The 24311-nt window shown below is 55.3% G+C and carries 23 protein-coding genes; 12 read left to right on the top strand and 11 right to left on the bottom strand.

Annotated elements, in window-relative coordinates:
* The first annotated feature begins 12 nt into the window (after positions 1–12).
* From fdxH to ABLU95_RS24600, 4 genes are all read left to right on the top strand, one after another.
* Complete coding sequence (gene fdxH / locus ABLU95_RS24615) at positions 13–915, top strand: formate dehydrogenase subunit beta (protein ID WP_002882822.1); 903 nt, start codon at positions 13–15, stop codon at positions 913–915.
* Positions 912–1547, top strand: coding sequence for a formate dehydrogenase cytochrome b556 subunit (gene fdoI, locus ABLU95_RS24610; RefSeq protein ID WP_004203632.1), 636 nt, complete (start codon positions 912–914; stop codon positions 1545–1547). The genes fdxH and fdoI overlap by 4 nt, the downstream gene beginning before the upstream one ends.
* On the top strand, positions 1544–2473 hold the full coding sequence (gene fdhE, locus ABLU95_RS24605) for a formate dehydrogenase accessory protein FdhE (RefSeq protein ID WP_004203631.1): 930 nt from the start codon (positions 1544–1546) through the stop codon (positions 2471–2473). The genes fdoI and fdhE overlap by 4 nt, the downstream gene beginning before the upstream one ends.
* Before the next feature lie 277 nt (positions 2474–2750).
* Positions 2751–3668 carry an alpha/beta hydrolase gene (locus ABLU95_RS24600; protein ID WP_065883488.1) on the top strand — a complete coding sequence of 306 codons (918 nt, stop codon included), beginning with the start codon at positions 2751–2753 and terminating at the stop codon, positions 3666–3668.
* Positions 3669–3678: 10 nt separating this feature from the next.
* On the opposite strand, the gene fabY is transcribed toward ABLU95_RS24600, so the two are convergent.
* The 5 genes from fabY to typA all read right to left on the bottom strand — a co-directional run bounded on the left by fabY (position 3679) and on the right by typA (position 8511).
* The gene (gene fabY / locus ABLU95_RS24595) at positions 3679–4620 is read right to left on the bottom strand and encodes a fatty acid biosynthesis protein FabY (RefSeq protein WP_004178031.1); all 942 of its coding nucleotides are present in this window, start codon (positions 4618–4620) and stop codon (positions 3679–3681) included.
* A 44-nt stretch (positions 4621–4664) separates the two neighbouring features.
* Positions 4665–5102 carry a D-aminoacyl-tRNA deacylase gene (dtd, locus tag ABLU95_RS24590; protein WP_004203627.1) on the bottom strand — a complete coding sequence of 146 codons (438 nt, stop codon included), beginning with the start codon at positions 5100–5102 and terminating at the stop codon, positions 4665–4667.
* A complete protein-coding gene (locus ABLU95_RS24585; RefSeq protein ID WP_004203625.1) occupies positions 5099–5959 on the bottom strand; it encodes a virulence factor BrkB family protein in 861 nt (286 codons plus the stop codon). The genes dtd and ABLU95_RS24585 overlap by 4 nt, the downstream gene beginning before the upstream one ends.
* Positions 5953–6552, bottom strand: coding sequence for a glucose-1-phosphatase (gene yihX / locus ABLU95_RS24580; RefSeq protein ID WP_017899838.1), 600 nt, complete (start codon positions 6550–6552; stop codon positions 5953–5955). The genes ABLU95_RS24585 and yihX overlap by 7 nt, the downstream gene beginning before the upstream one ends.
* A 135-nt stretch (positions 6553–6687) precedes the next feature.
* Entirely contained in the window at positions 6688–8511 is a 1824-nt protein-coding gene (gene typA / locus ABLU95_RS24575) for a ribosome-dependent GTPase TypA (protein ID WP_023291496.1), read from the bottom strand.
* A 378-nt stretch (positions 8512–8889) separates the two neighbouring features.
* On the opposite strand from typA, the gene glnA reads away from it, so the two are divergent.
* From glnA to ABLU95_RS24555, 4 genes are all read left to right on the top strand, one after another.
* Positions 8890–10299: a glutamate--ammonia ligase gene (glnA, locus tag ABLU95_RS24570; protein ID WP_004203622.1), complete on the top strand. Its 1410-nt coding sequence runs from the start codon at positions 8890–8892 to the stop codon at positions 10297–10299.
* Between the two features lie 188 nt (positions 10300–10487).
* The gene (gene glnL, locus ABLU95_RS24565; protein ID WP_004203621.1) at positions 10488–11537 is read left to right on the top strand and encodes a nitrogen regulation protein NR(II); all 1050 of its coding nucleotides are present in this window, start codon (positions 10488–10490) and stop codon (positions 11535–11537) included.
* Positions 11538–11545: 8 nt separating this feature from the next.
* Complete coding sequence (gene glnG / locus ABLU95_RS24560; protein WP_002882749.1) at positions 11546–12955, top strand: nitrogen regulation protein NR(I); 1410 nt, start codon at positions 11546–11548, stop codon at positions 12953–12955.
* Positions 12956–13065: 110 nt separating this feature from the next.
* On the top strand, positions 13066–13176 hold the full coding sequence (locus tag ABLU95_RS24555; RefSeq protein WP_004152951.1) for a YshB family small membrane protein: 111 nt from the start codon (positions 13066–13068) through the stop codon (positions 13174–13176).
* A gap of 35 nt (positions 13177–13211) precedes the next feature.
* Here the strand turns inward: ABLU95_RS24555 and hemN are convergent, their stop codons facing one another.
* Positions 13212–14585 (bottom strand): oxygen-independent coproporphyrinogen III oxidase, encoded by a 1374-nt coding sequence (hemN, locus tag ABLU95_RS24550; protein ID WP_050534191.1) that lies wholly within the window; start codon positions 14583–14585, stop codon positions 13212–13214.
* A 188-nt stretch (positions 14586–14773) separates the two neighbouring features.
* The gene (gene yihI, locus ABLU95_RS24545) at positions 14774–15280 is read right to left on the bottom strand and encodes a Der GTPase-activating protein YihI (protein WP_048296382.1); all 507 of its coding nucleotides are present in this window, start codon (positions 15278–15280) and stop codon (positions 14774–14776) included.
* A gap of 584 nt (positions 15281–15864) precedes the next feature.
* On the opposite strand from yihI, the gene yihA reads away from it, so the two are divergent.
* Positions 15865–16500: a ribosome biogenesis GTP-binding protein YihA/YsxC gene (yihA, locus tag ABLU95_RS24540; RefSeq protein ID WP_023291493.1), complete on the top strand. Its 636-nt coding sequence runs from the start codon at positions 15865–15867 to the stop codon at positions 16498–16500.
* A gap of 360 nt (positions 16501–16860) precedes the next feature.
* On the opposite strand, the gene polA is transcribed toward yihA, so the two are convergent.
* Positions 16861–19653, bottom strand: a complete 2793-nt coding sequence (gene polA / locus ABLU95_RS24535; protein ID WP_048296380.1) for a DNA polymerase I — start codon at positions 19651–19653, stop codon at positions 16861–16863.
* A gap of 396 nt (positions 19654–20049) precedes the next feature.
* Between polA and ABLU95_RS24530 the strand changes: the two genes are divergently transcribed.
* Positions 20050–20958, top strand: coding sequence for an acyltransferase (locus tag ABLU95_RS24530; protein WP_060591356.1), 909 nt, complete (start codon positions 20050–20052; stop codon positions 20956–20958).
* 39 nt (positions 20959–20997) lie between these two features.
* On the opposite strand, the gene dsbA is transcribed toward ABLU95_RS24530, so the two are convergent.
* From dsbA to ABLU95_RS24515, 3 genes are all read right to left on the bottom strand, one after another.
* A complete protein-coding gene (dsbA, locus tag ABLU95_RS24525) occupies positions 20998–21621 on the bottom strand; it encodes a thiol:disulfide interchange protein DsbA (RefSeq protein WP_004203613.1) in 624 nt (207 codons plus the stop codon).
* A gap of 27 nt (positions 21622–21648) precedes the next feature.
* The gene (locus ABLU95_RS24520) at positions 21649–22635 is read right to left on the bottom strand and encodes a serine/threonine protein kinase (protein WP_065883493.1); all 987 of its coding nucleotides are present in this window, start codon (positions 22633–22635) and stop codon (positions 21649–21651) included.
* 75 nt (positions 22636–22710) lie between these two features.
* On the bottom strand, positions 22711–22980 hold the full coding sequence (locus tag ABLU95_RS24515; protein ID WP_002882612.1) for a YihD family protein: 270 nt from the start codon (positions 22978–22980) through the stop codon (positions 22711–22713).
* A 71-nt stretch (positions 22981–23051) separates the two neighbouring features.
* Between ABLU95_RS24515 and mobA the strand changes: the two genes are divergently transcribed.
* Positions 23052–23633, top strand: coding sequence for a molybdenum cofactor guanylyltransferase MobA (gene mobA / locus ABLU95_RS24510; protein ID WP_023291489.1), 582 nt, complete (start codon positions 23052–23054; stop codon positions 23631–23633).
* On the top strand, positions 23630–24136 hold the full coding sequence (mobB, locus tag ABLU95_RS24505) for a molybdopterin-guanine dinucleotide biosynthesis protein MobB (protein WP_023291488.1): 507 nt from the start codon (positions 23630–23632) through the stop codon (positions 24134–24136). Before mobA ends, mobB begins: the two co-directional genes overlap by 4 nt.
* Positions 24137–24311: the final 175 nt, after the last annotated feature.

The raw sequence follows: 24311 nt of genomic DNA, 5'->3' as shown, positions 1-24311 counted from the left end.
CGGAGACGACTTATGGCTTATCAATCGCAAGATATTATTCGTCGTTCCGCGACTAACGGTTTCACCCCCGCGCCTCAGGCGCGGGACCACCAGCAGGAGGTGGCGAAGCTTATCGACGTCACCACCTGTATCGGCTGCAAAGCCTGTCAGGTGGCCTGCTCCGAATGGAACGATATTCGTGATGAAGTCGGTCACAACGTCGGGGTGTATGACAACCCGGCGGACCTGACCGCCAAGTCATGGACGGTAATGCGCTTCTCGGAAGTGGAGCAAAACGACAAGCTGGAATGGCTCATCCGCAAAGATGGCTGCATGCACTGCGCCGATCCGGGCTGCCTGAAGGCCTGCCCGTCAGAAGGCGCGATCATTCAGTACGCCAACGGCATCGTCGATTTCCAGTCCGAGCAGTGCATCGGCTGCGGTTACTGTATCGCCGGCTGTCCTTTCGATGTGCCACGTCTGAACCCGGAAGACAACCGCGTCTACAAATGTACCCTGTGCGTAGACCGCGTCACCGTCGGCCAGGAACCGGCCTGCGTGAAAACCTGCCCAACCGGCGCCATCCACTTTGGCTCCAAAGAGGATATGAAAACGCTGGCCGGCGAGCGCGTGGCTGAGCTGAAAACCCGCGGTTACGACAATGCGGGCCTGTACGATCCGGCCGGCGTCGGCGGCACCCACGTCATGTACGTGCTGCACCATGCCGACAAGCCGAATCTGTACCACGGCCTGCCGGAAAACCCGGAGATCAGCCAGACCGTCAAGTTCTGGAAAGGCATCTGGAAACCGCTGGCGGCCGTCGGCTTCGCCGCGACCTTCGCAGCCAGTATCTTCCACTACGTCGGCGTCGGTCCGAACCGCGCGGAAGAGGAAGAGGACAACCTGCATGAAGAGAAAGACGAGGTGCGCAAATGAAACGACGTGACACCATCGTGCGCTACACGGCGCCGGAACGCATCAACCACTGGGTCACCGCCTTCTGCTTCATCCTGGCGGCGGTAAGCGGGTTAGGCTTTTTCTTCCCGTCCTTTAACTGGCTGATGCATATCCTCGGCACGCCGCAGCTGGCGCGAATTCTCCACCCATTCGTCGGGGTGGTGATGTTCGCGTCGTTCATCATCATGTTTTTCCGTTACTGGCACCACAACCTAATCAATCGGGATGATATCTTTTGGGCGAAGAATATTCGTAAGATCGTCGTCAACGAGGAGGTAGGCGATACCGGGCGCTATAACTTCGGCCAGAAATGCGTATTCTGGGCGGCGATTATCTTCCTGGTACTGCTGCTGGTGAGCGGTGTGATCATCTGGCGTCCGTATTTTGCGCCGGCTTTCTCAATCCCGGTGATCCGATTTGCGCTGATGCTGCATTCATTTGCCGCAGTGGCGTTAATTGTGGTTATCATGGTGCATATCTACGCCGCCCTCTGGGTGAAAGGCACCATTACCGCGATGGTGGAAGGCTGGGTCACCAGTACGTGGGCGAAGAAACATCACCCGCGCTGGTACCGAGAGGTCCGCCAGAAACAGGAAAAGTCATCTGAATGAGTATTCGCATAATCCCGCAAGACGAGCTGGGTTCGAGCGAGAAACGCACGGCGGAAGCCATTCCGCCGCTACTGTTCCCCAGACTGAAAAATTTGTATAACCGCCGCGCTGAACGCCTGCGCGAGCTGGCCGCCAACAACCCGCTGGGCGATTATCTGCGCTTTGCCGCGCTGATCGCCCATGCCCAGGAAGTGGTGCTGTACGACCATCCGCTGCAGATGGATCTCACCGCCCGCATTAAAGCGGCCAGCGAACAGGGCAAGCCGCCGCTGGATATCCACGTCCTGCCGCGCGACAAACACTGGCATAAGCTGCTGCACTCGCTGATTGCCGAGCTGAAGCCGGAGATGAGCGGCCCGGCGCTGGCGGTGATTGAGAATCTGGAAAAAGCCTCTGAGCAGGAGCTGGAGCAGATGGCCAGCGCGCTGTTTGCTTCCGACTTCGCCTCGGTCAGCAGCGATAAAGCGCCGTTCATCTGGGCCGCGCTGTCGCTCTACTGGGCGCAGATGGCCAGTCTGATCCCAGGGAAAGCGCGCGCCGAATACGGCGAACAGCGCCAGTTCTGCCCGGTGTGCGGCTCGATGCCGGTCTCCAGCATCGTGCAGATCGGTACCACCCAGGGGCTGCGCTATCTGCACTGCAATCTGTGCGAAACCGAGTGGCACGTGGTACGCGTCAAATGTAGCAATTGCGAACAGAGCCGCGATCTGCACTACTGGTCACTGGACAACGAGCAGGCTGCGGTGAAAGCTGAAAGCTGTGGCGACTGCGGAACCTACCTGAAGATTATGTATCAGGAGAAGGATCCGAAAGTCGAAGCCGTCGCCGACGATTTGGCATCCCTGGTGCTCGACGCCCGCATGGAGCAGGAAGGCTTCGCCAGAAGCTCAATAAACCCGTTCATGTTCCCCGGCGAAGGGGAGTAAGTTCTCATCAAACCGGGAAGCACTTGCGACCCGGTCTTTCAATGCGCTTCTATAAAGCTCATCTTGCTACGCCATTGGCTTACAGTAATCGAATCAGGCTCGTACAGCTACCAGTCACACATTACAAGTGCCAAACCGCAGTATCCAGCACCTCGGCCGGCGTACACGCATTTTTGCGAGCCGCTTTCCAGAACGTAAAGGCGATCTCATCAAGTCTGTCTTTTCGCCATAATCCAGGCTATAACACTGGATATTAAAACAGTATAAGGAACTTCACATGGCGCTGGAAAAAGGGATTGCTTCGCTGGTTGAGGCGTTTATTGCGGCAGAGCGTCCGTCATCACGCGATCAATATATTGATGATCGGAGAGCCGGCTATATCGCCAGCGCGGTGCTCGCCGGGGAGATGGAAACCAGAGTGCGGGTGGAGGATATCACGCTGGAGGGGATGAACTTCCGCATCGTTTCACCGCCCACCGCCAGCGGCTTGTTGCCGACACTTATCTACTACCACGGCGGCTGTTTTGTCAGCGGCGGCTTTGCCACCCACGACAATCAGCTCCGTCAGCTAGCCTGGTTCAGCGGCTGCCGGGTGATCGCCGTGCAGTACCGCCTGGCGCCGGAGCATACCTTTCCGGCAGCGCACGATGACGCAGAACAAGGTGTCATGATTATCCACCGACACGCGGAGCAGCTTGGCGTTGACGCATCACGCATCACCCTGGCTGGCGACAGCGCCGGCGGGCACCTCGCTCTGGTAACGGCCCTGCGCCTGAAAGCGAATACGGCGTGGCAACCCGCGCAACTGATTCTGATTTATCCCATGCTTGACCCCACCGCCAGCATGGCGAGCTACGTCAGCAACGGCGCTGACTATGTGATTACCCGGGACACGCTGCTGAGCGGCTATGAAATGTACCTCGCCTCGACGCCGGCGAACCATCCGGATGCCAGTCCGCTCTGGCGCGACGATTTTCACGGTCTGCCGCCGGTGCATATTCTGACGGCGGAGTTCGATCCTTTACGCGACGAGGGCGAAGCGCTGCATCGAAGGCTGATGGCGCAAGGGGTGGAGAGTTCCTGTCAGCGCTATCTGGGGGTGATCCACGGCTTCTTTCAGCTGGGGGGGATCAGCCGCGCCGCGCGAGAGGCCATGCGGGATATCGCCTGGCGCGTAGCATCGCCAGGACGATAACCGCCCGGGGCTACTCTTCCTCGTTGCCGCCCTCTTCGTAAGAGCCAAAGGGCTTCGCCGGCAGCACGATGTAGATCCCCTCGAATACGGCGCCCTGTTTATCGTCGCCAAAAAGCTCCACCTGCATTTGCACGCGGGCTTTACGCCCACGCGCCAGACGGTCAAGATCGCCGCTCAGCGAACCGAGGTCGGCAATGGCGCTGGGGCGGCCGCTAATGGGCTGACTGTAGCGGATGTGCGCATCCGCCAGAATGATGGTGCCCCCCAGGTGCCGCTCGCGCAGCATCAGCCAGATAAGCCCCCATCCGGTTAAGGTGGCGAGAGAGAACAAGCTGCCGGCAAACAGCGTGTGGTGCGGATTCTGATTCCCCGCTTCCGGCATGGTAGTAATAAATTTCTGCCCGGTGTACTGCTGAATGCGCACGCCCATCTTTTCACTCAGCGGGATATGCTGATACCACGCCTGCTGTAGCTGCGCGCACCAGTCGCCGCGGTGGAGAATATCGTCCAGCGACGCGACCGGTTTAATCATCAGGAAATGACGGATCGGCGTGGTGGTCGGGGTAGTAATCTCCCCCTGATTGACAAAGCCGAGCTTGGCGAAAAACTCTACCGCATCTTCGCGAGCGCTACAGGTGACCCGCTTAACCCCTTCCTGACGCGCGACGGACTCGAGGGTCATCGCCATCAGCGTACCCAGCCCTTTATCCTGCACCGAGGGATGAACGGCCATAAAGCGAATGGAAGCTTCATTCTCCGCATTGATATATAGCCGGCCGACGGCCACCAGGTTGCCCTCTTCATCCACCACCATCTGATGATGCGCCATCGCATCCCAGGCGTCACGTTCCGAACCCTTAGGCTGATGCAGCGGCTTACGCAGCATTTCCCAACGGAACTGATAGTAGCTCTCTAACTCTTCTGCTGTTTGCGGTACACGAAGGTGATACATAGTCGTACTCTCTTTTGTTACCCGCAGCCTGCCCGGAAGCTGGGTCATACCTGCAACCAAAAGGTCACGGGACCATCATTGACCAAAGAAACCTGCATATCCGCAGCGAATCTTCCGGTCTGGGTGTTCATTTCCTGCTGGCGACAGCGGGCGACAAAATACTCATACAGCGCCTCAGCGCGGTCCGGAGCAGCACCTTTCGAGAAGCTCGGCCGCATCCCCCGCTCGGTATCGGCCGCCAGCGTAAATTGCGAAACCACCAGCACGCTGCCGCCCGCCTGCTGAACATTCAGGTTCATTTTCCCCTCCGCATCGCTGAAGATGCGGTAGCCCAGCACGCGCTCGCAGAGGCGATTCGCTTTTTGTTCATCATCGTCTTTTTCGACCCCCAGCAGCACCAGAAGCCCCGGGCCAATTTCGCCCGTCACTTCGTCCGCCACGGTAACGCTTGCACGGGATACGCGTTGAATTAATGCAATCATGGTTGTTCTGTTTCTTCTGTTTTAAGTTTGCGGTATTCACCGAGAGTGACAGTAATTTCAGCGCCAAGCAAGACGATACACCAGGTCCAGTACACCCAGACGAACAAAATCGGCACCACCGAAATCACGCCATAAATGAGCTGATAGGACGGAAAGGTGGTGATATAGAGGGCAAACGCTTTTTTACCTGCCTCGAACAGCAGCGCCGCCACCAGCGCCCCGATCACCGCGTCGCGGTTCCGCACCTGGGTGGTGGGTACAATACTGTAGAGCAGCCAGAATGCTGCCCAGGAGAGGATCAGCGGGAAAAGGCGGAGCAGATTATCAATTACGCCGTCCAGGTCGCTTGCCCAGCGCAGCGACAGCAGATAGGAACTGATCGCCAGGCTGGCGCCCGCCAGCAGCGGACCAAGGGTCAGGATCATCCAGTAGACGGCAAAGGAGTAAACTTTGGGCCGGCTGCGCGTGCTGCGCCAGATGGTGTTTAGCGCGCTGTCGATCGAGTACATCAGCAGCAGCGAGGTCACGATCAGGCCAAAGGCGCCTACGGCGGTCATGCGGCTGGAATTGGCGACGAACTGCTCGATATATCCCTGGATCACATCCCCGGTCGCCGGAATAAAATTGGCGAAGATAAAATGGCGGATCTGCACGCTGACTTCGGAGAACATGGGGAAGGCCGCAAACAGCGCGAACACGACGGCAATCAGCGGCACCAGGGACAGTAATGACACATAGGCGAGGTTCCCCGCCAGGGTGGTCATATGGTCTTCATCAATACGCCGCCACAGCAGCTTAAGCCACGCCAGCAGCGGCCGGGTATGGTGGAGTAATTTTTGATGAACGGTTCTTAGCATAGCTGTTTCGCGAAATAGTCAGGGATGGTCTTCTTCCCGGTCACCAGAATACTGGTGATCCCCAACCGGTTAGCCCCTGCTATATTATCGACGTTATCATCAAAAAAGACCGTATCTGCGGCGGAAAAACCCTCTTCTTCCAGTACTCGCTGATAAATTTGCGCTTCAGGCTTACGCATTCCCATCTCCTGAGACAGATAGATGCGATCGGCGGCAGCGCGCACTTCCGGGTATTCATCCGGCCAGAACGTGGTGTGAAGACGATTGGTATTGGAGAGCACCACCACGCGATGGCCCTGGGCACGCAGTTTTTGCATGATCGCAATCACTTCCGGACGCAGCGCGACAAACACCGCCTGCCAGCCGTGAGCAAACTGCTCATAGCTGAGGGACATATTCATTTCATGGCACATGGCGGCGGCAAAATCTTCATCGCTGAGCTCGCCGCGCTCATGCTGATGGAATGCCTCTCCCATGGTGAAATGCTGCTTCAGCGTCGCCAGCGGGATGCGGGTTAAATCGCTCCAGGCCCCCAATACCCGGTTGAAGTCAATGTCGACAATCACATTACCTAAATCAAAGATATAGAGCATTTTCGTCTCCTTCCGCGCCGTGGAAAATTAACTTTAGCGGGAAAGGCAGGATTTGACTATTGGCGTGTGATGCAGGAATCAAAAAAAGAAACCCCGCCGGAGAGGCGGGGTTTTACGAACAACAAGAAGAATAAATTACTCTTCTTTTGCACCGCGCATTGCGCGTTTACGGTCGTTCTCGGTCAGGTGACGTTTACGGATACGGATAGAGGTCGGAGTGACTTCTACCAGTTCGTCGTCATCGATGAACTCCAGAGCCTGCTCCAGGGTCATCTTAACCGGCGGAACCAGAACCGTGGCTTCGTCAGTACCGGACGCACGCATGTTGGTCAGTTTCTTACCGGTCAGGCAGTTTACCGTCAGGTCGTTAGAACGGCTGTGAATACCGATGATCTGGCCTTCGTAAACTTCCGCACCGTGACCGAGGAACAGCTTACCGCGATCCTGCAGACCGAACAGGGCGAACGCTACCGCTTTACCCTGACCGTTGGAGATCAGCACGCCGTTGTTACGCTGGCCCACTTCGCCCGGACGAACGTCGTCGTAGTGGCTGAAGGTGGAGTACAGCAGACCGGTACCGGAGGTCATGGTCATGAACTCTGAACGGAAGCCGATCAAACCGCGGCTTGGGATCACGTAGTCGAGACGTACGCGGCCTTTTCCGTCCGGATTCATGTTTTTCAGGTCGCCTTTACGCTCGCCCAGCGCCTGCATAACAGAACCCTGGTGCTGCTCTTCGACGTCCAGCGTCACGTTCTCGAACGGCTCTTGTTTACGGCCGTCGATTTCACGGAAGATAACTTTCGGACGGGAAACCGCCATCTCGAAACCTTCACGACGCATGTTTTCAATCAGAACGGACAGGTGCAGTTCACCACGGCCGGAAACGCGGAACGCATCAGCGTCTTCGGTTTCTTCAACGCGCAGCGCAACGTTGTGCACCAGCTCTTTGTTCAGGCGGTCCAGAATCTGGCGAGAGGTAACGAACTTACCTTCTTTACCGCAGAACGGAGAGGTGTTGACGTTGAAGAACATGGAAACGGTCGGTTCATCGACGGACAGAGCCGGCAGCGCTTCGACATTCTGCGGGTCGCAGATGGTGTCGGAGATGTTCAGCTCGCCCAGACCGGTGATCGCGATGATGTCGCCAGCTTCAGCTACGTCGCTCTCGATACGCTCAAGACCCAGGTGGGTCAGTACTTTACCGACTTTACCGTTACGGGTTTTGCCTTCGCTATCGATGATAGTGACCTGCTGGTTCGGCTTCACTTTACCGCGTTTGATGCGGCCGATGCCGATGACGCCAACGTAGTTGTTGTAGTCCAGCTGGGAGATCTGCATCTGCAGCGGACCGTCAAGGTCAACGTCCGGCGCCGGCACGCGATCGACAATCGCCTGGTACAGCGGGGTCATGTCTTCAGCCATGTCTTCGTGGTCCAGACCCGCGATACCGTTCAGCGCGGACGCGTAAACGATCGGGAAGTCCAGCTGTTCGTCGGTCGCGTCGAGGTTAACGAACAGGTCGAACACCTGATCGACAACCCAGTCCGGACGCGCGCCCGGGCGGTCAACTTTGTTGATGACCACGATCGGCTTCAGACCGTGGGCAAAAGCTTTTTTGGTCACGAAGCGCGTTTGCGGCATCGGGCCATCAAAGGCATCTACCACCAGCAGCACAGAGTCAACCATGGACATAACACGCTCAACTTCACCTCCGAAGTCGGCGTGCCCAGGGGTATCAACGATGTTGATACGGTAATCATTCCATTTGATTGCGGTGTTTTTCGCGAGGATGGTAATCCCACGCTCTTTCTCCAAATCGTTGGAGTCCATCACACGTTCTTGTGCTTCAGTACGTGCGTCGAACGTACCGGATTGCTGTAGCAGCTTGTCAACCAGGGTAGTTTTACCATGGTCAACGTGCGCGATGATGGCGATATTACGCAGATTTTCGATCACAACTTTGCCTCAGGCATTAGAAATAGCGCGTTATTGTACACGTATTAAGCGAAGGACTGAACAGGATCACAAACATCCTCCGCAAACAAGTATTGCAGAGTTTCTTTGTGACCGCTTTCACGGAGCGATAAAAGGGCACCGTAACAAAAATTGCACCAAAATGGTGCTCAATGTTCACACTGAGGCACTATTTTGGTGCATTATCTCCATCATGGTGCAGTCCTTTTGCACTATGGTGCGCATGATACAGCGTTTTATGGGGCATTTAAAAGTTGGCACAGATTTCGCTTTATATTTTTTAAGGCAACAACGCCACTTTTAAGCAGTATGAAGTTTTCGTTACCACGACGACAATGACCAATCCGGGAGAGTTTAAGTATGTCCGCTGAACACGTTTTGACGATGCTGAACGAGCACGAAGTGAAGTTTGTCGATCTGCGCTTCACCGATACCAAAGGTAAAGAACAGCACGTCACGATTCCGTCTCATCAGGTAAATGCCGAATTCTTCGAAGAAGGCAAAATGTTTGATGGCTCCTCGATTGGTGGCTGGAAAGGTATCAACGAATCTGACATGGTCCTGATGCCGGACGCTTCCACCGCGGTCATTGACCCGTTCTACGAAGAACCGACCCTGATCATCCGCTGCGATATCCTCGAGCCTGGCACCCTGCAGGGCTATGACCGTGACCCGCGCTCCATCGCGAAACGCGCTGAAGAGTACCTGCGCGCTACCGGCATCGCTGACACCGTCCTGTTCGGGCCAGAACCAGAATTCTTCCTGTTCGACGACATCCGTTTCGGCGCCTCTATCTCCGGCTCCCATGTCGCGATCGATGACATCGAAGGTGCGTGGAACTCCTCCACCAAATACGAAGGCGGTAACAAAGGTCACCGTCCGGGCGTGAAAGGGGGTTACTTCCCGGTTCCGCCAGTAGACTCTTCTCAGGATATCCGTTCCACCATGTGTATGATCATGGAAGAGATGGGCCTGGTTGTTGAAGCTCACCACCACGAAGTGGCTACCGCAGGTCAGAACGAAGTGGCAACCCGCTTCAACACCATGACCAAAAAAGCGGACGAAATTCAGATTTACAAATACGTTGTTCACAACGTCGCTCACCGCTTCGGTAAAACCGCGACCTTTATGCCGAAACCGATGTTCGGCGACAACGGTTCCGGTATGCACTGCCATATGTCTCTGGCGAAGAACGGCACCAACCTGTTCTCCGGCGACAAATACGCAGGTCTGTCTGAGCAGGCGCTGTTCTACATCGGCGGCGTAATCAAACACGCTAAAGCCATCAACGCCCTGGCGAACCCGACCACCAACTCCTACAAGCGTCTGGTCCCGGGTTACGAAGCGCCGGTTATGCTGGCTTACTCTGCCCGTAACCGCTCTGCCTCCATCCGTATTCCGGTGGTGACCTCTCCGAAAGCGCGTCGTATCGAAGTGCGCTTCCCGGACCCGGCTGCCAACCCGTACCTGTGCTTTGCGGCGCTGCTGATGGCTGGCCTTGATGGTATCAAGAACAAAATCCATCCGGGCGAAGCAATGGACAAAAACCTGTACGACCTGCCGCCGGAAGAAGCGAAAGAGATCCCGCAGGTTGCCGGTTCTCTGGAAGAAGCCCTGCAGGCCCTGGATGCTGACCGCGAGTTCCTGACAGCTGGCGGCGTATTCACTAATGACGCTATCGATGCTTACATCGCCCTGCGTCTGGAAGAGAACGACCGCGTACGCATGACTCCGCATCCGGTTGAGTTCGAACTGTACTACAGCGTCTAATTTTGCTGTAAATCCAGGGTATGTCGTGTTGTGGCGCGGGATGCCCGGGATATTTTGTTGCCGTGGAAACTTTCAGCCCATCTCAGGATGGGCTTTTTTCTCCACCAACACGCTGATCTCGCGAGCTTTTTACCGATAAAAAGCTATACTGCACTAAATTGGTGCACTCTTTTTCAGGAGACTGTCGAATGGCAACAGGCACACTGCCCGATGCTGGGCAGATCCTTAACTCTCTTATCAACAGTATCTTACTGGTCGATGACGACCTGGCGGTGCACTTTGCCAATCCTGCGGCCCAGCAGCTACTGGCGCAGAGTTCGCGCAAACTGTTTGGCACCCCGTTACCTGAGCTGTTGAGCTATTTCTCATTGAATATCGGGCTGATGCAGGAGAGTCTGCAGGCGGGCCAGGGTTTTACCGATAACGAAGTGACGCTGGTTATCGATGGCCGCTCGCATATCCTGTCGCTGACCGCCCAGCGGCTGCCGGAAGGCTTTATTCTGCTGGAAATGGCGCCGATGGATAACCAGCGCCGCCTGAGCCAGGAGCAGCTGCAGCACGCGCAGCAGGTCGCCGCCCGCGATCTGGTCCGCGGCCTGGCGCACGAGATTAAAAACCCGTTAGGCGGCCTGCGCGGCGCGGCACAGCTGCTCAGCAAAGCCCTGCCCGACCCGGCGCTAACGGAATATACCAAAGTGATCATCGAGCAGGCCGACCGGCTGAGAAATCTGGTCGATCGCCTGCTCGGGCCACAGCATCCGGGCATGCACGTTACCGAAAGCATCCACAAGGTCGCCGAACGGGTAGTGAAACTGGTCTCGATGGAGTTGCCGGACAACGTGAAGTTGATCCGTGATTACGACCCCAGCCTGCCGGAACTCCCCCACGACCCGGATCAAATTGAACAGGTGTTGCTGAACATCGTCCGTAATGCGCTGCAGGCGCTGGGGCCGGAAGGGGGCGAAATTGTTCTCCGTACCCGGACCGCTTTCCAGCTGACGCTGCACGGGGTGCGTTATCGCCTCGCCGCCCGTATTGACGTCGAAGATAATGGCCCGGGTATTCCGCCCCAGCTCCAGGATACGTTGTTTTATCCGATGGTCAGCGGCCGCGAAGGCGGTACCGGCCTGGGCTTATCTATCGCCCGCAGCCTTATCGATCAGCACTCCGGCAAAATTGAATTCACCAGCTGGCCGGGTCATACCGAATTTTCGGTATACCTGCCTATTCGGAAGTAGAGGTGTTTATGCAACGAGGGATAGCCTGGATCGTTGATGACGATAGCTCCATCCGCTGGGTGCTTGAACGCGCGCTCACCGGAGCCGGCTTGAGCTGCACAACGTTCGAAAGCGGCAATGAGGTGCTAGATGCCCTCACCACCAAAACCCCGGATGTACTGCTGTCAGATATCCGTATGCCGGGAATGGATGGCCTGGCGCTGCTCAAACAGATTAAGCAGCGTCATCCAATGCTTCCGGTCATCATAATGACCGCGCATTCCGATCTGGACGCCGCGGTCAGCGCTTATCAACAAGGCGCGTTTGATTATCTGCCCAAACCTTTTGATATCGATGAAGCCGTCGCCCTCGTCGACCGGGCGATTAGCCACTATCAGGAGCAGCAGCAGCCGCGAAATGCGCCGATAAGCAGCCCCACCGCCGATATCATTGGCGAGGCGCCGGCCATGCAGGATGTCTTTCGCATTATTGGCCGTCTGTCGCGCTCATCCATCAGCGTGCTGATCAATGGCGAATCCGGTACCGGTAAAGAGCTTGTCGCTCATGCCCTGCATCGTCATAGCCCGCGCTCAAAAGCGCCATTTATCGCGCTGAATATGGCGGCGATCCCCAAGGACCTGATCGAATCGGAACTGTTTGGGCATGAAAAAGGGGCCTTTACCGGCGCCAATACCGTCCGTCAGGGTCGCTTTGAACAGGCTGACGGCGGTACGCTGTTCCTGGATGAAATTGGCGATATGCCGCTGGATGTCCAGACTCGCCTGCTGCGCGTTCTGGCGGATGGCCAGTTTTATCGCGTGGGCGGTTACGCGCCGGTGAAGGTCGATGTGCGGATCATCGCCGCCACCCACCAGAATCTGGAGCAGCGGGTGCAGGAGGGGAAATTCCGTGAAGATTTATTCCACCGCCTGAACGTGATCCGGGTGCATTTGCCGCCGCTGCGCGAGCGTCGGGAAGATATTCCTCGTCTGGCCCGCCATTTTCTGCAGATTGCCGCCCGCGAGCTAGGTGTTGAAGCCAAACAGCTGCATCCGGAAACGGAGACAGCGCTGACCCGCCTGGCGTGGCCGGGCAACGTTCGCCAGCTGGAAAACACCTGTCGCTGGCTCACCGTCATGGCCGCCGGCCAGGAGGTGCTGACGCAGGATCTGCCGAGCGAACTGTTTGAGACCACCATTCCTGATAGCCCGACGCAGATGCAGCCAGACAGCTGGGCGACGCTGCTGGGTCAGTGGGCCGATCGGGCGCTGCGCTCCGGTCATCAAAACCTGCTCTCAGAAGCGCAACCCGAAATGGAACGCACGCTGCTGACAACCGCCCTGCGTCATACTCAAGGACATAAACAGGAGGCTGCGCGCCTGCTGGGATGGGGTCGTAATACCCTGACGCGTAAGCTAAAAGAGTTGGGTATGGAGTAGGGTTTAACGGCGTGATGAAAAATAGCCGATCAGCGCAAAGTGCTGCTATTTTGTACTTTACTGTTCCGATGAGTTGAGTATGATCGTGCCCGGCATTAGGGGAGAGCATCATGTTTGAATCACTGGTGAGTATGATATCGAGCGGCGCCGCTGCGAGTCACACGCCGCAAACGGCAGTCGCTGCCGTGCTGTGCGCTGCGCTGGTCGGGCTGTTCAGCTAATTGTTCCCCCTCTCCTGCGGGAGAGGGGGAAAACATTAAATCACCCGTGAGAACTGCTGCATCCGAGCCTTTTGCCGGAGATAGGCATCAAAGCACATGCAGATGTTGCGGATCAGCAGGCGGCCTTTCGCCGTTACCTGGATAGCCTTACTCTCCACCACCACCAGCCCGTCATGCGCCAGCGGCGCCAGCAGTTTCAGGTCCTCGGCAAAATAAGTCTGAAAATCCACGGCCCACTGCGCTTCGACGGCATCAATATCCAGACGGAAGTTACAGATCAACGCCTTAATCACGTCGCGACGCAAACAGTCGTCACGGGTTAACGCGATCCCGCGCCACAGGGCGTTCCCTTGCTCTGCCACCTGCTGGTAGTACTGCTTCAGCTCTTTTTGGTTCTGAGCGTAGCTGTCGCCAATCATGCTGATCGCAGACACGCCCATCCCCAGCAAATCGGTATCGCCCTGAGTGGTGTAGCCCTGGAAATTGCGATGCAGTACGCCGTGACGTTGCGCGACCGCTAATTCATCATCAGGACGCGCGAAGTGGTCCATGCCGATAAACTGATAGCCCGCCGCCGTCAGCGAGCCGATGGTCTCCTGGAGGATCTCCAGCTTCTGTTCAGCAGAGGGCAGATCGGCATCTTTAATTTTGCGCTGTGCGGCAAAGAGCGTGGGCAGATGCGCGTAGTTAAACACGCTCAGGCGGTCAGGGTTGAGCTCGGCGACCTTTTGCAGGGTGAAGGCAAAGCTCTCCGGCGTTTGCTTCGGCAGGCCGTAGATGAGGTCGATATTGGTCGAAGTAAATCCAATCTCCCGCGCATGGCGAAGCAAGTCAAAGATGAACGCTTCGTCCTGCTCGCGGTTAACCAGACGCTGAACCTCTTTATTGAAGTCCTGCACGCCCATACTCAGGCGGTTGAAACCCTCAGCGCGTAAATGATCGAGGACATCCAGCTCGATTTCACGCGGATCGACCTCGATAGAGATCTCGGCTTCGGCGCTGAAATGAAAATGGGTACGCAACAGATCCATCAGGCGACTGATTTGCGCCTTATTGAGATAGGTCGGCGTGCCGCCTCCCCAGTGCAGTTGCTTAACCTGACGGTTGGCAAACAGCGGCGCGCGGTGGATGATCTCCTGTTCAAGGAGATCGAGATACTGATCGGCCTTATGCTGCTGGCGGGTGACGATCTTATTGCAGCCGCAGAAATAACACAGCTTATGGCAAAACGGGATATGCACATACAGCGACAGGGGACGCTGTGGGTAACGGGCCACAGCGGCATCGAATTCCGCCGCGCCGAATTGTGGTGAAAACTCCAGCGCGGTGGGATACGAGGTATAGCGCGGCCCGGAATAGTTATATTTCTGGATCAGGGCCAGATCCCAGTCGATTATCTGCTCAGACATGCTCACTCCTTCCGATGGTGCCGCCGACGGGTACGCCGTCCCGGCCCCACCGCACCGCGGGTCATGAGCCGGTTGCGCAGCCATTTCTGACGCCGCGACAACCGTCGTAGTTTAACGAATAACCACAGCAGATAACATATAACCAGAAGGGTTATAAGCAGTACCGGGGATCCGATGGGATGCAAATGTTAGTTTCCACCCTTCAGCAGACGCATCATATCTTCCTGACGCTCTTCCTCTTCTTCATCTTCGTCATCGTAAGAGAGGCCGAGCTGCTGCATCAGCTCATCAATACGATCCAGTTTGGCATCCACCCAGCTCTGCTCTTCAGCATTCAGGGTACCGCCCTCTTCCAGACGTTCCAGCAGCGCGTCCAGGCGCTCATCATTCTCCAGCAACTCCAGCTCAGCCTGCGGTGAAAGCATAGGTTTCTCGCTCTTTGGTTTATGCTGCTTGGGAGCTGGAGCGCTGCTTTCGCTCGCGCCCAGCGGGATTGGTTTTTTGCTGCCCACGCGCGGATCTTGCGCCTGGCGCTGTTTTTTACCCGCTGAAGCCGCATCGCCGCCGTTCGCGCGACTTCCTGCCGCGTGGCCACGATGTTTCTTCTGCCGTTTGCGATCGCGAGCTTCCTGATTTAACTCTTCACGCGACTTGCGGCCGGATTTGCCACGGGTGGCGGATGTCGGTTTTTTCATGGTGTGTAATCTTCAGACAGTATTATTCAGTATAGAATTGAGGCGGAATCTAGCAGAAAGCAAGCAAAGAAAAAAGGCGACAGATTACTCTGTCGCCTTTTTCCTCACTGACCACCCTTAACGGGCTCTTCTTTCCCTGTTCGCTAACGACTTACCCTGTCTTTCCCTTAGCGTCCAACGGTCCCTGTTTCTTCCTTTTCCCTTTGAAACGTTTCCAAAACGCGTGTCATCCTGACAATCCTGTGGTCTTCGCCTCCTGGCGCTTCCTGACCCCTCGTCCTGAGTCCTCATCCTTTTCAGCATCCTCGCCGTTGTGTATTACTTTACCGTGTTGACAAAAATCGACAACCAGTCTGGCCGTTAAAAATCTACTTTCAGATTTCTCTATTTTTATAATTTATTTAGTTTCATATGGTTATGATTTATTGGCCTTATTTTTCTCAGGCATGTCCTATACGAAGAATAGCCAATGTCTCACAAAGTGCAGGGTTTTTACTTACAGAACCGGCGTGCGGTAAAAACAGCCTTTTTCTGCTGTTCAGGTATAATCCCTGCCATAGCCTGTTTTAACGGAGACGACCGTCTTGACCAACTGGAATTATCAACTGACGCACTTTGTCACCAGCGCGCCAGATATCCGCCATCTTCCTGCCGATACTGGTATTGAAGTGGCATTCGCCGGCCGCTCCAATGCGGGAAAATCCAGCGCACTGAATACGCTGACCAACCAGAAAAGCCTGGCGCGGACCTCCAAAACGCCCGGACGTACACAGCTGATTAACCTGTTCGAAGTTGCCGAAGGCAAACGCCTGGTCGACCTGCCCGGCTATGGTTATGCGCAAGTCCCGGAAGAGATGAAGATCAAGTGGCAGCGCGCGCTGGGAGAATATCTGGAAAAACGTCTGTGCCTGAAGGGCCTGGTGGTTCTGATGGACATTCGCCACCCGCTTAAAGATCTCGATCAGCAGATGATCCAATGGGCGGTAGAAAGCGATATTCAGGTGCTGGTGCTGCTGACCAAAGCCGATAAGCTCGCCAGCGGCGCGCGTAAAGCGCAAGTGAATATGGTGCGTGAAGCGGTACTGGCCTTCAATGGCGATGTCCAGGTTGAACCCTTCTCCTCGCTGAAAAAATCTGGCGTGGATAAGCTGCGACAGAAGCTGGATAGCTGGTTTAACGAAATCCCGCCGCAGGAAGAAGAGCGCGCCGCAGACGAGTAATCGTCACGAACAGCCGGATAAGAGCGTACCGCGCCTTATCCGGGTTCCTCTCCAGAATCAAGCACAAGCGTGTCCTGTCCCTTTGCCACTTTTCTTTCGCGCAATAAAAAACGCCCCGGTCATAAATGACCGGGGCGGCTAAAATATTCAGCCAAATCCGATTACGTGAAGTAAAAGGTCTGAAAGATAGAACATCTTACCTCTGTACCCTACGCGAATAACTCTACTCTTCTTTCGCTCACGGATAAAGCATTTTTTGTAGTTTTTTTTCACTATTTACATAGCAAATTCAAATGATCCTCACAAAACTCTATAAGTTATGTTGCTTACTTACAGAAAATCGCGTTGCGCTTTGTATACTTAGTGCGCTTGATCCCAGTTTTCTCCGCTGCCCACTTCCACCAGCAACGGTACCGCCAGCGTAGTGCTGTTCTCCATCAGTTCGTGGATCTTTTTCGATACGGCATCAAGCTCATCTTTATGCACTTCAAAGACCAGTTCATCGTGAACCTGCATGATCATCCGCACGCGAGGCTTCTCGCTGCGCAGCCATTCATCAACGGCAATCATCGCCCGCTTGATGATATCCGCAGCCGTCCCCTGCATCGGGGCGTTAATCGCCGCACGTTCCGCACCGGCGCGACGAGCGCCATTGCTGGACTTGATATCCGGTAAATAGAGTCGACGGCCATCCAGCGTTTCAACATAACCTTGCTCCTTCGCCTGCGCGCGGGTGCGCTCCATATACTCCAGCACGCCCGGATAACGCTCGAAATAAAGATCCATGTACTTCTGCGCTTCTTTACGCGGGATGTTCAGCTGGCGGGCCAGGCCAAAGGCGCTCATGCCATAGATCAGACCGAAGTTGATAGCTTTCGCACTGCGCCGCTGTTCGCTGCTGACGCTGTCCAGCGGTAAGCCAAACACTTCAGCCGCCGTCGCCCGGTGAATATCCTTCCCTTCCGCGAAGGCGGTCAGCAGGCCTTTATCCCGCGACAGGTGCGCCATAATGCGCAGCTCGATTTGCGAGTAGTCCGCCGAGACAATGACGTAATCTTCCGGCGCGATAAACGCCTGGCGAATACGGCGCCCTTCTTCGTTACGCACCGGAATGTTTTGCAGGTTAGGATCGGTAGACGACAAACGGCCAGTGGCGGTAACCGCCTGATGATAGGAGGTATGCACGCGGCCCGTTTTGGGGTTAATCATCAGCGGCAGCTTATCGGTATAGGTCGACTTCAGCTTCGCCAGCCCACGGTACTCCAGAATCACCTTCGGCAACGGGTAATCGAGCGCCAGCTCTTCCAGTACCTCTTCAGAGGTTGACGGCGCGCCGCCCGGCGTCTTCTTCAGCGGTTTGATACCCTGTTTTTCAAACAGGATCGTTTGCAGCTGTTTGGTGGAGGAGAGATTAAACGCTTCCCCGGCGATCTCATGCGCCCGCTGCTCCAGCTCAACCAGGCGCTGGGCAATTTCCTGCGAGTGCGCATGCAGCACGGCGGGGTCGATTTTAACGCCATTGCGCTCAACGCGAGACAGCACCGGCACCAGCGGCATTTCAATGTGCTGGAAGATATTTAGCGGACCTTCATGCTGCTGCAGCTTCGGCCACATTTTCAGATGCAACTGAAGCGTGACGTCGGCGTCTTCCGCCGCGTAGCGACCAGCCTCTTCCAGCGCAATCTGGTTAAAGGTGAGCTGATTCTTACCCTTGCCAGCGATCTCTTCGAAGGTAATCGTTTTATGCTTCAGCCAGCGGTCGGAAAGACTGTCCATATCGTGGCGGCCCGCCACGCTGTCGAGAATGTAAGATTCCAGCATGGTATCGAACGCAATCCCGCGCAGCTCAATGTCGTAATTAGCCAAAATGCCACGATCGTATTTGAGATTTTGCCCAACCTTGAGCAGCTTCTCATCCTCCAGCAGCGGTTTAAGCAGCGCCAGCACGCGCTCGCGCGGGATCTGGTCCGGCGCATCAAGGTAATCATGCGCTACCGGGACATAGGCGGCCACACCCGGCTCAACAGCGAATGAAAGGCCGACCATGTTGGCGGAGATGTTATCCAGGCTGTCGGTTTCCGTATCAAAGGCAAAGAGCGGCGCCTGCTTCAGCTTATCGATCCAGGTGAGCAGCGTGGCCTCATCAAGGATAGTGACATAGTGCTCTGCTGAAAGTGCAGTAGCGGCTTCAACCTCTTCTTCGGCTTCTGCCGCTGCTGCAGGCACTGCAGGTTTCGCAGCCGGTTTGCCCCCCTTCGCCTGCAGCCATTTCCCGGCTTCAACGTCGGTGGTCCAGCGCTTAAACTCATACTGTCTGAACAGCGCCAGCAGATCGTCTGCCGCCGGCGGCTGCACCTCAAGCTCTTCACAAGTGAGCTCCAGCTCGACGTCGGTTTTGATGGTCGCCAGCTGATAAGAGAGATAAGCCACCTCCTTGTTCTGCTCCAGCTTCGCCGCCATCGTTTTCGCGCCGCGGAAGCTCAGTTCAGCGATTTTCTCCGGTTCCGCATACAGCGTATCGAGGCCGCCAAGGCCTTGCAGCAGCGCCTGGGCGGTCTTTTCGCCCACGCCCGGCACGCCAGGAATGTTATCCGAGGAGTCGCCCATCAGCGCCAGGAAATCAATAATCAGCTCCGGCGGGACGCCGTATTTGGTAACCACCTCATCCGGCCCGAGGATAGTGTTGGTCATGGTATTGATCAGGGTGATCCCCGGCGTCACCAGCTGGGCCATGTCTTTATCGCCGGTACTGATCAGCACCGGACGTCCGGCCCTTTCCGCTTCCCGCGCCAGGGTGCCAATCACATCGTCAGCTTCGACGCCCGGGACTGCCATCAGCGGCAGCCCCATCGCTTTCACCATCTTATGCAACGGCTCAATCTGCGCGCGCAGATCGTCCGGCATCGGCGGGCGATGAGATTTGTAATGTTCGAACAATTCATCACGGAAGGTTTTCCCTTTCGCATCAAAGACCACGACGGCATGAGTCGGTTGATACTGCAGAATCAAACTGCGCAGCATATTCAGTACGCCGTACATAGCCCCGGTGGGCTCCCCTGCGCTGTTAGTCAGCGGCGGAAACGCATGATACGCCCGATAAAGATAGGAGGAGCCGTCAACGAGGATGAGAGGGTTTTCTGGGATCTGAACCATAATTTCCGTGCCTGTTTATCAGATTATGGATAAAGGATGCCACAGACGGGCATGAAATCCTGAATTTTTCCCGCATTTCGCGGAAAAGATTCAACGATCGTCGCGATCGCGCGACAACTTAGTTTGTGGATAACTTTGTGCATAGTTTTACAACGTCAGCTTATCCGCCCCGGGAAATAAATGAATAAATAGTATTAATTACTATTTATCAATCACTTAAAAACAGATCAACGATCCTGGCATTAATTTGATGACCTAATCTTCCATGTGGATAGAAGATCCTTGTTTTTTTCTGTTCTGGTAAGACCCGTCATTTGCCGCGTTTTCTGGTAAAATCAGCCCCTTGCGCAGCTTAAAGGCGCTCTTTGTCAGCCTAACTTTCTGAATAAACTAACTATGTCGAGATTACTCGCTGCGATAACACTTCCGCTGAGTATCGCCTTAACCATCTTAGTCACCGTTATCTGCTCTGTACCGATCATCGTCGCCGGGCTGATTAAACTGCTGGTCCCCATTCCAGCGGTATGGCGCTCTATATCCGTTTTTTGCAATTTTATGATGTACTGCTGGTGCGAAGGGCTGGCGCTGCTGTTGCATCTCAATCCCTGGCTAAAATGGGACGTCCAGGGTCTGGAAGGCCTGAACAAAAAGAACTGGTATCTGCTGATCAGCAACCACCACAGCTGGGCAGATATCGTGGTGCTGTGCGTACTGTTCCGCAAGCATATTCCGATGAATAAGTACTTCCTTAAACAACAGCTGGCGTGGGTACCGTTCATCGGTCTCGCCTGCTGGGCGCTGGATATGCCTTTTATGCGCCGCTATTCGCGTAGCTATCTTATTCGTCACCCGGAACGCCGTGGTAAAGATGTCGAAACCACCCGCCGTTCATGTGAGAAATTCCGCTCACATCCGACGACTATCGTCAATTTCGTGGAAGGCTCACGTTTTACCGACGCAAAAAAGCGCGAGACGCGCTCCCCTTACCACAATCTTTTACCACCGAAAGCGGCAGGTATTGCCATGGCGCTCAATGTTCTCGGTTCGCAGTTCGATAAACTGCTGAACGTTACGCTGTGCTACCCGGAAAATAATGCAAGGCCGTTTTACGACATGTTAAGCGGCCGACTGACGCGCATTGTGGTTCGTATCAATCTGGTACCGATTGGCGAAGAGCTACACGGCGATTACGTCAACGATAAGAACTTTAAGCGTGGCTTCCAGCGCTGGCTGAATGGGCTGTGGGAAGAGAAAGACCGTCAGTTAACTGACATCATGCGGGACAAAGAAAGGGCGCCACGGTAAAGCAGATAGAGTAACGCCGGTCAGTGACCGGCGTTTTTTTTATTTCTTCTCAACCAGCTGCTTCACGGTATCCGCATACTGAGCGACGAAGACATCCATATTGCTGGTGTCCATCCCCTGCGGGTTCAGCTGGTACTTACCATTGACGTACATAGCCGGTACCCCCTGCAGCTGCAGATCGGCTGCCGCTTTCTCCTGCTGAGCGACCAGAGATTTCACCACGAAGCTGTTCCATGCGGCATCGTAGTCTTCCCCTTTCACGCCAGCGTCGACGAACACTTTACGAATGTCAGCCAGGCTCTGCACGGTCTGGTTTTTCTGCACCGCTTCGAACATCGGCGCCGTAATTTTATCTTCAACGCCCAGCGCGATGGCAACAGCCCATGCCTGCGTCAGCTCCTTGCCCAGCGGCCCCAGGAACTCGACGTGGTATTTGGTCATTTTGGTGCCTTCTGGCAGTTTCTGGCGCACGCTGTCAGAGACATGCAGCACTTCTTCAAACTGATAGCAGTGCGGGCAGTAGAATGAAAAGAACTCAAGCACCTGTGGCTCGCCAGCAACCGGCTTATCAAGGGTGATGTACTGCTTGCCGTCGGTGATCTGGGCAGCGGATGCACTAAAAGCCAGAATCATACCAGCCAGCGCCAGCCAAACTTTTTTCATGATTTACTCTCTCCTGGATATATCACATTAATACATTGGCGTTAACTGAAGCGGGGGTTCCTGTAGAACCTTCACCTGCTCAAGAAAAGTAGACGTCTGCCCTCGCCAGTAATCCTCCCCGGTTAACCAGGGGAAATTAACCGGGAAAGCCGGATCGTCCCAGCGTCTGAGCAACCACGCCAGATAATAAACCAGTCGCATGGCGCGTAAAGGTTCAATAAGCGCGATTTCATCGCTGTTAAAGGGGCTGAATTCCTCATAGGCCTCGACGATGGTCTCCAGCTGCATACGCTGTTCAGCCTGATCGCCGTTGAGCAGCATCCACAGATCCTGAATCGCCGGGCCGGTTCGCGCATCGTCTAAGTCAACAAACAGCGGCCCATCGCGCCAGAGGATATTGCCTGCATGGCAGTCGCCATGCAGGCGCAAAGTAGTCCCGCCGCCGTGCCATTGGGTCATGACGGCAGCGATGAGTTTATCGGTCGCCTTCAGGAAATCGGCCTTCAGGCCTGAGGGGATAAGCGTCGACTGTTCAAATACCTGGCGCGGTTCCAGCAGATACTCCTGCACGCCAATCTCCGGACGCGCAGAAAAGCGCTGTTTGCGCCCGGTCTGGTGCAGGCGCCCAAGATAACGGCCAACCCACTCCATCTGATCAAGGTTATCCGCCTCGAACTGTCGGCCGCCAAGGCTTGGGAAAACGGCAAAATAAAATCCCTGATGCTGATGAAGCGTACTGTCGTTAAATAACAGCGGCGCAGCAACGGGCACTTCATCTTCTACAAGCTGAAGCGCAAACTGGTGTTCTTCAAGGATCTGCGCTGCCGACCAGCGCTCAGGACGATAGAACTTCACCACATAGCGATGACGCTCTTCGTCCTGGAACTGATAAACGCGGTTCTCATAGCTGTTCAGCGGGGTAAGACCGGAGTCCACCCGCATACCCAGATCGAATAATCCATCGATAATGGTATCCGGGCGAAGCGTCTGAAAAGTAAAAGCCTTATCGTGCATCCTGACATCCGATAATCGTACGAATAGTTCAGGATATCATCTCATTGCGCTTTACGCGGCAGCGCTTACAACCTTTTACTCTTTTATTACGCCGCGGGCGCGCAACAGCGCGGTTTTAAAGTCCTCTTCATAATCCTTCTGAATACCCGGGATGACAGCATCTTTTGAAGAGTCACGCATCTTCAGGTGATAGATCAGAATATCGTCGGAAAGATCGCTCAGTTCGCCATCATAGCCGGCCTCTTTCGCCAACTTCTGCAAAAATTGCATCAGGTTCAGTTCAGGCTCTTTCTGCCAGGCGGGCTGGAGGAGTTCAATTACTTCATTCAGACGTTTACATTTCATGGTCATGCTCCTTACTCTTGATAGGGACAAGTTAACAGGGTCAATCCCACAATGAAAGAGGCGATATTCATATGCAAAGCGAGGCGATAACCGGCGTCGTGCTGGCGGGCGGCAGGGCCACGCGAATGGGCGGCATTGATAAAGGATTACAGTTGCTCAATGGACGTCCTCTCTGGCGACACGTCGCGGAGGCATTAGCTCCGCAGGTAGATGAGTTAGTGATTAGCGCCAACCGTCACCTTACGCAGTGGCAAGCCAGTGGATATCCGGTGTTTCGTGATACGCAGGCGGGGTACCCGGGTCCTTTAGCCGGTATGCTTGCCGTGATGCAGCAGGTCGCGAGTCCATGGTTTGTTTTTTGCCCCTGCGACACGCCCTTCATTCCGTCATTTTTAGTTGAGCGCTTTATCCAGCAAAAAAGCGCTGCGCCGGTGGTTTGGGCCCATGACGGCGAACGGGATCATCCCGCCGTTGCGCTGGCGCATCGGCAAATTATTCCGCATCTGGAGGCCTATCTTGCCAGCGGCGAACGCCGGGTAATGGTGTTCATGCGCCAGATGGGCGGCCATCCGGTTAGCTTCAGCGAGGTAAAATCGGCTTTTATGAATGTGAATACGCTCGAGGATTTGCAACGTATGCAGGAGCCATCATGATCCCGCTATTAGCGATTGCCGCCTGGAGCGGTACAGGGAAAACGACATTATTAAAGCGTCTCATTCCTGAGCTGTGCGCTCAAGGATTACGCCCTGGTCTGATCAAGCATACCCATCATGATATGGACGTGGATAAGCCGGGCAAAGATAGCTATGAATTGCGCAAGGCGGGCGCTGCGCAAACCATTGTCGCCAGCGAACAGCGGTGGGCGCTGATGACCGAAACACCCGAGAAGCCGGAATTAGATCTCACATGGCTGGTCAGTCGAATGGATGCCAGCAGGCTGGACCTTGTTTTGGTCGAGGGTTTCAAGCATGAAGCAGTGCCTAAGATCCTGCTTTTTCGGCAAAACAGCGGCCATCGTGTGGAAGAGTTAACGATGGATGATCATACGATCGCCGTGGCCAGCGATGTATCGATCGCGACCTCACTTCCGCTGTTGGATTTAAATAATATTCCGCAGATTGCGACATTTATTGTCGGCTGGTTAGCGAAGCAGTAGCAGAACTTCAGGCGATATTTTTCCCTGAGTCGGTGCTGCATATCTTGTCCGCGCCACAGGAGGGGCGTAGCTCCATGTCGGATCCGTAGCCCCGGTAAGCGCAGCGCCACCGGGGGAGGCATACCCCACACAGCAAAAAACCCCGCACCTTTCGGGACGGGGTTCTTTTTAAACG

Source organism: Klebsiella sp. GG_Kp146 (assembly GCF_040061975.1).
GTDB classification, from domain to species: Bacteria; Pseudomonadota; Gammaproteobacteria; order Enterobacterales; family Enterobacteriaceae; genus Klebsiella; species Klebsiella quasipneumoniae.
Note: the sequence above shows the minus strand (reverse complement) of the source record. Positions and strands in the feature narration are given on the sequence as shown.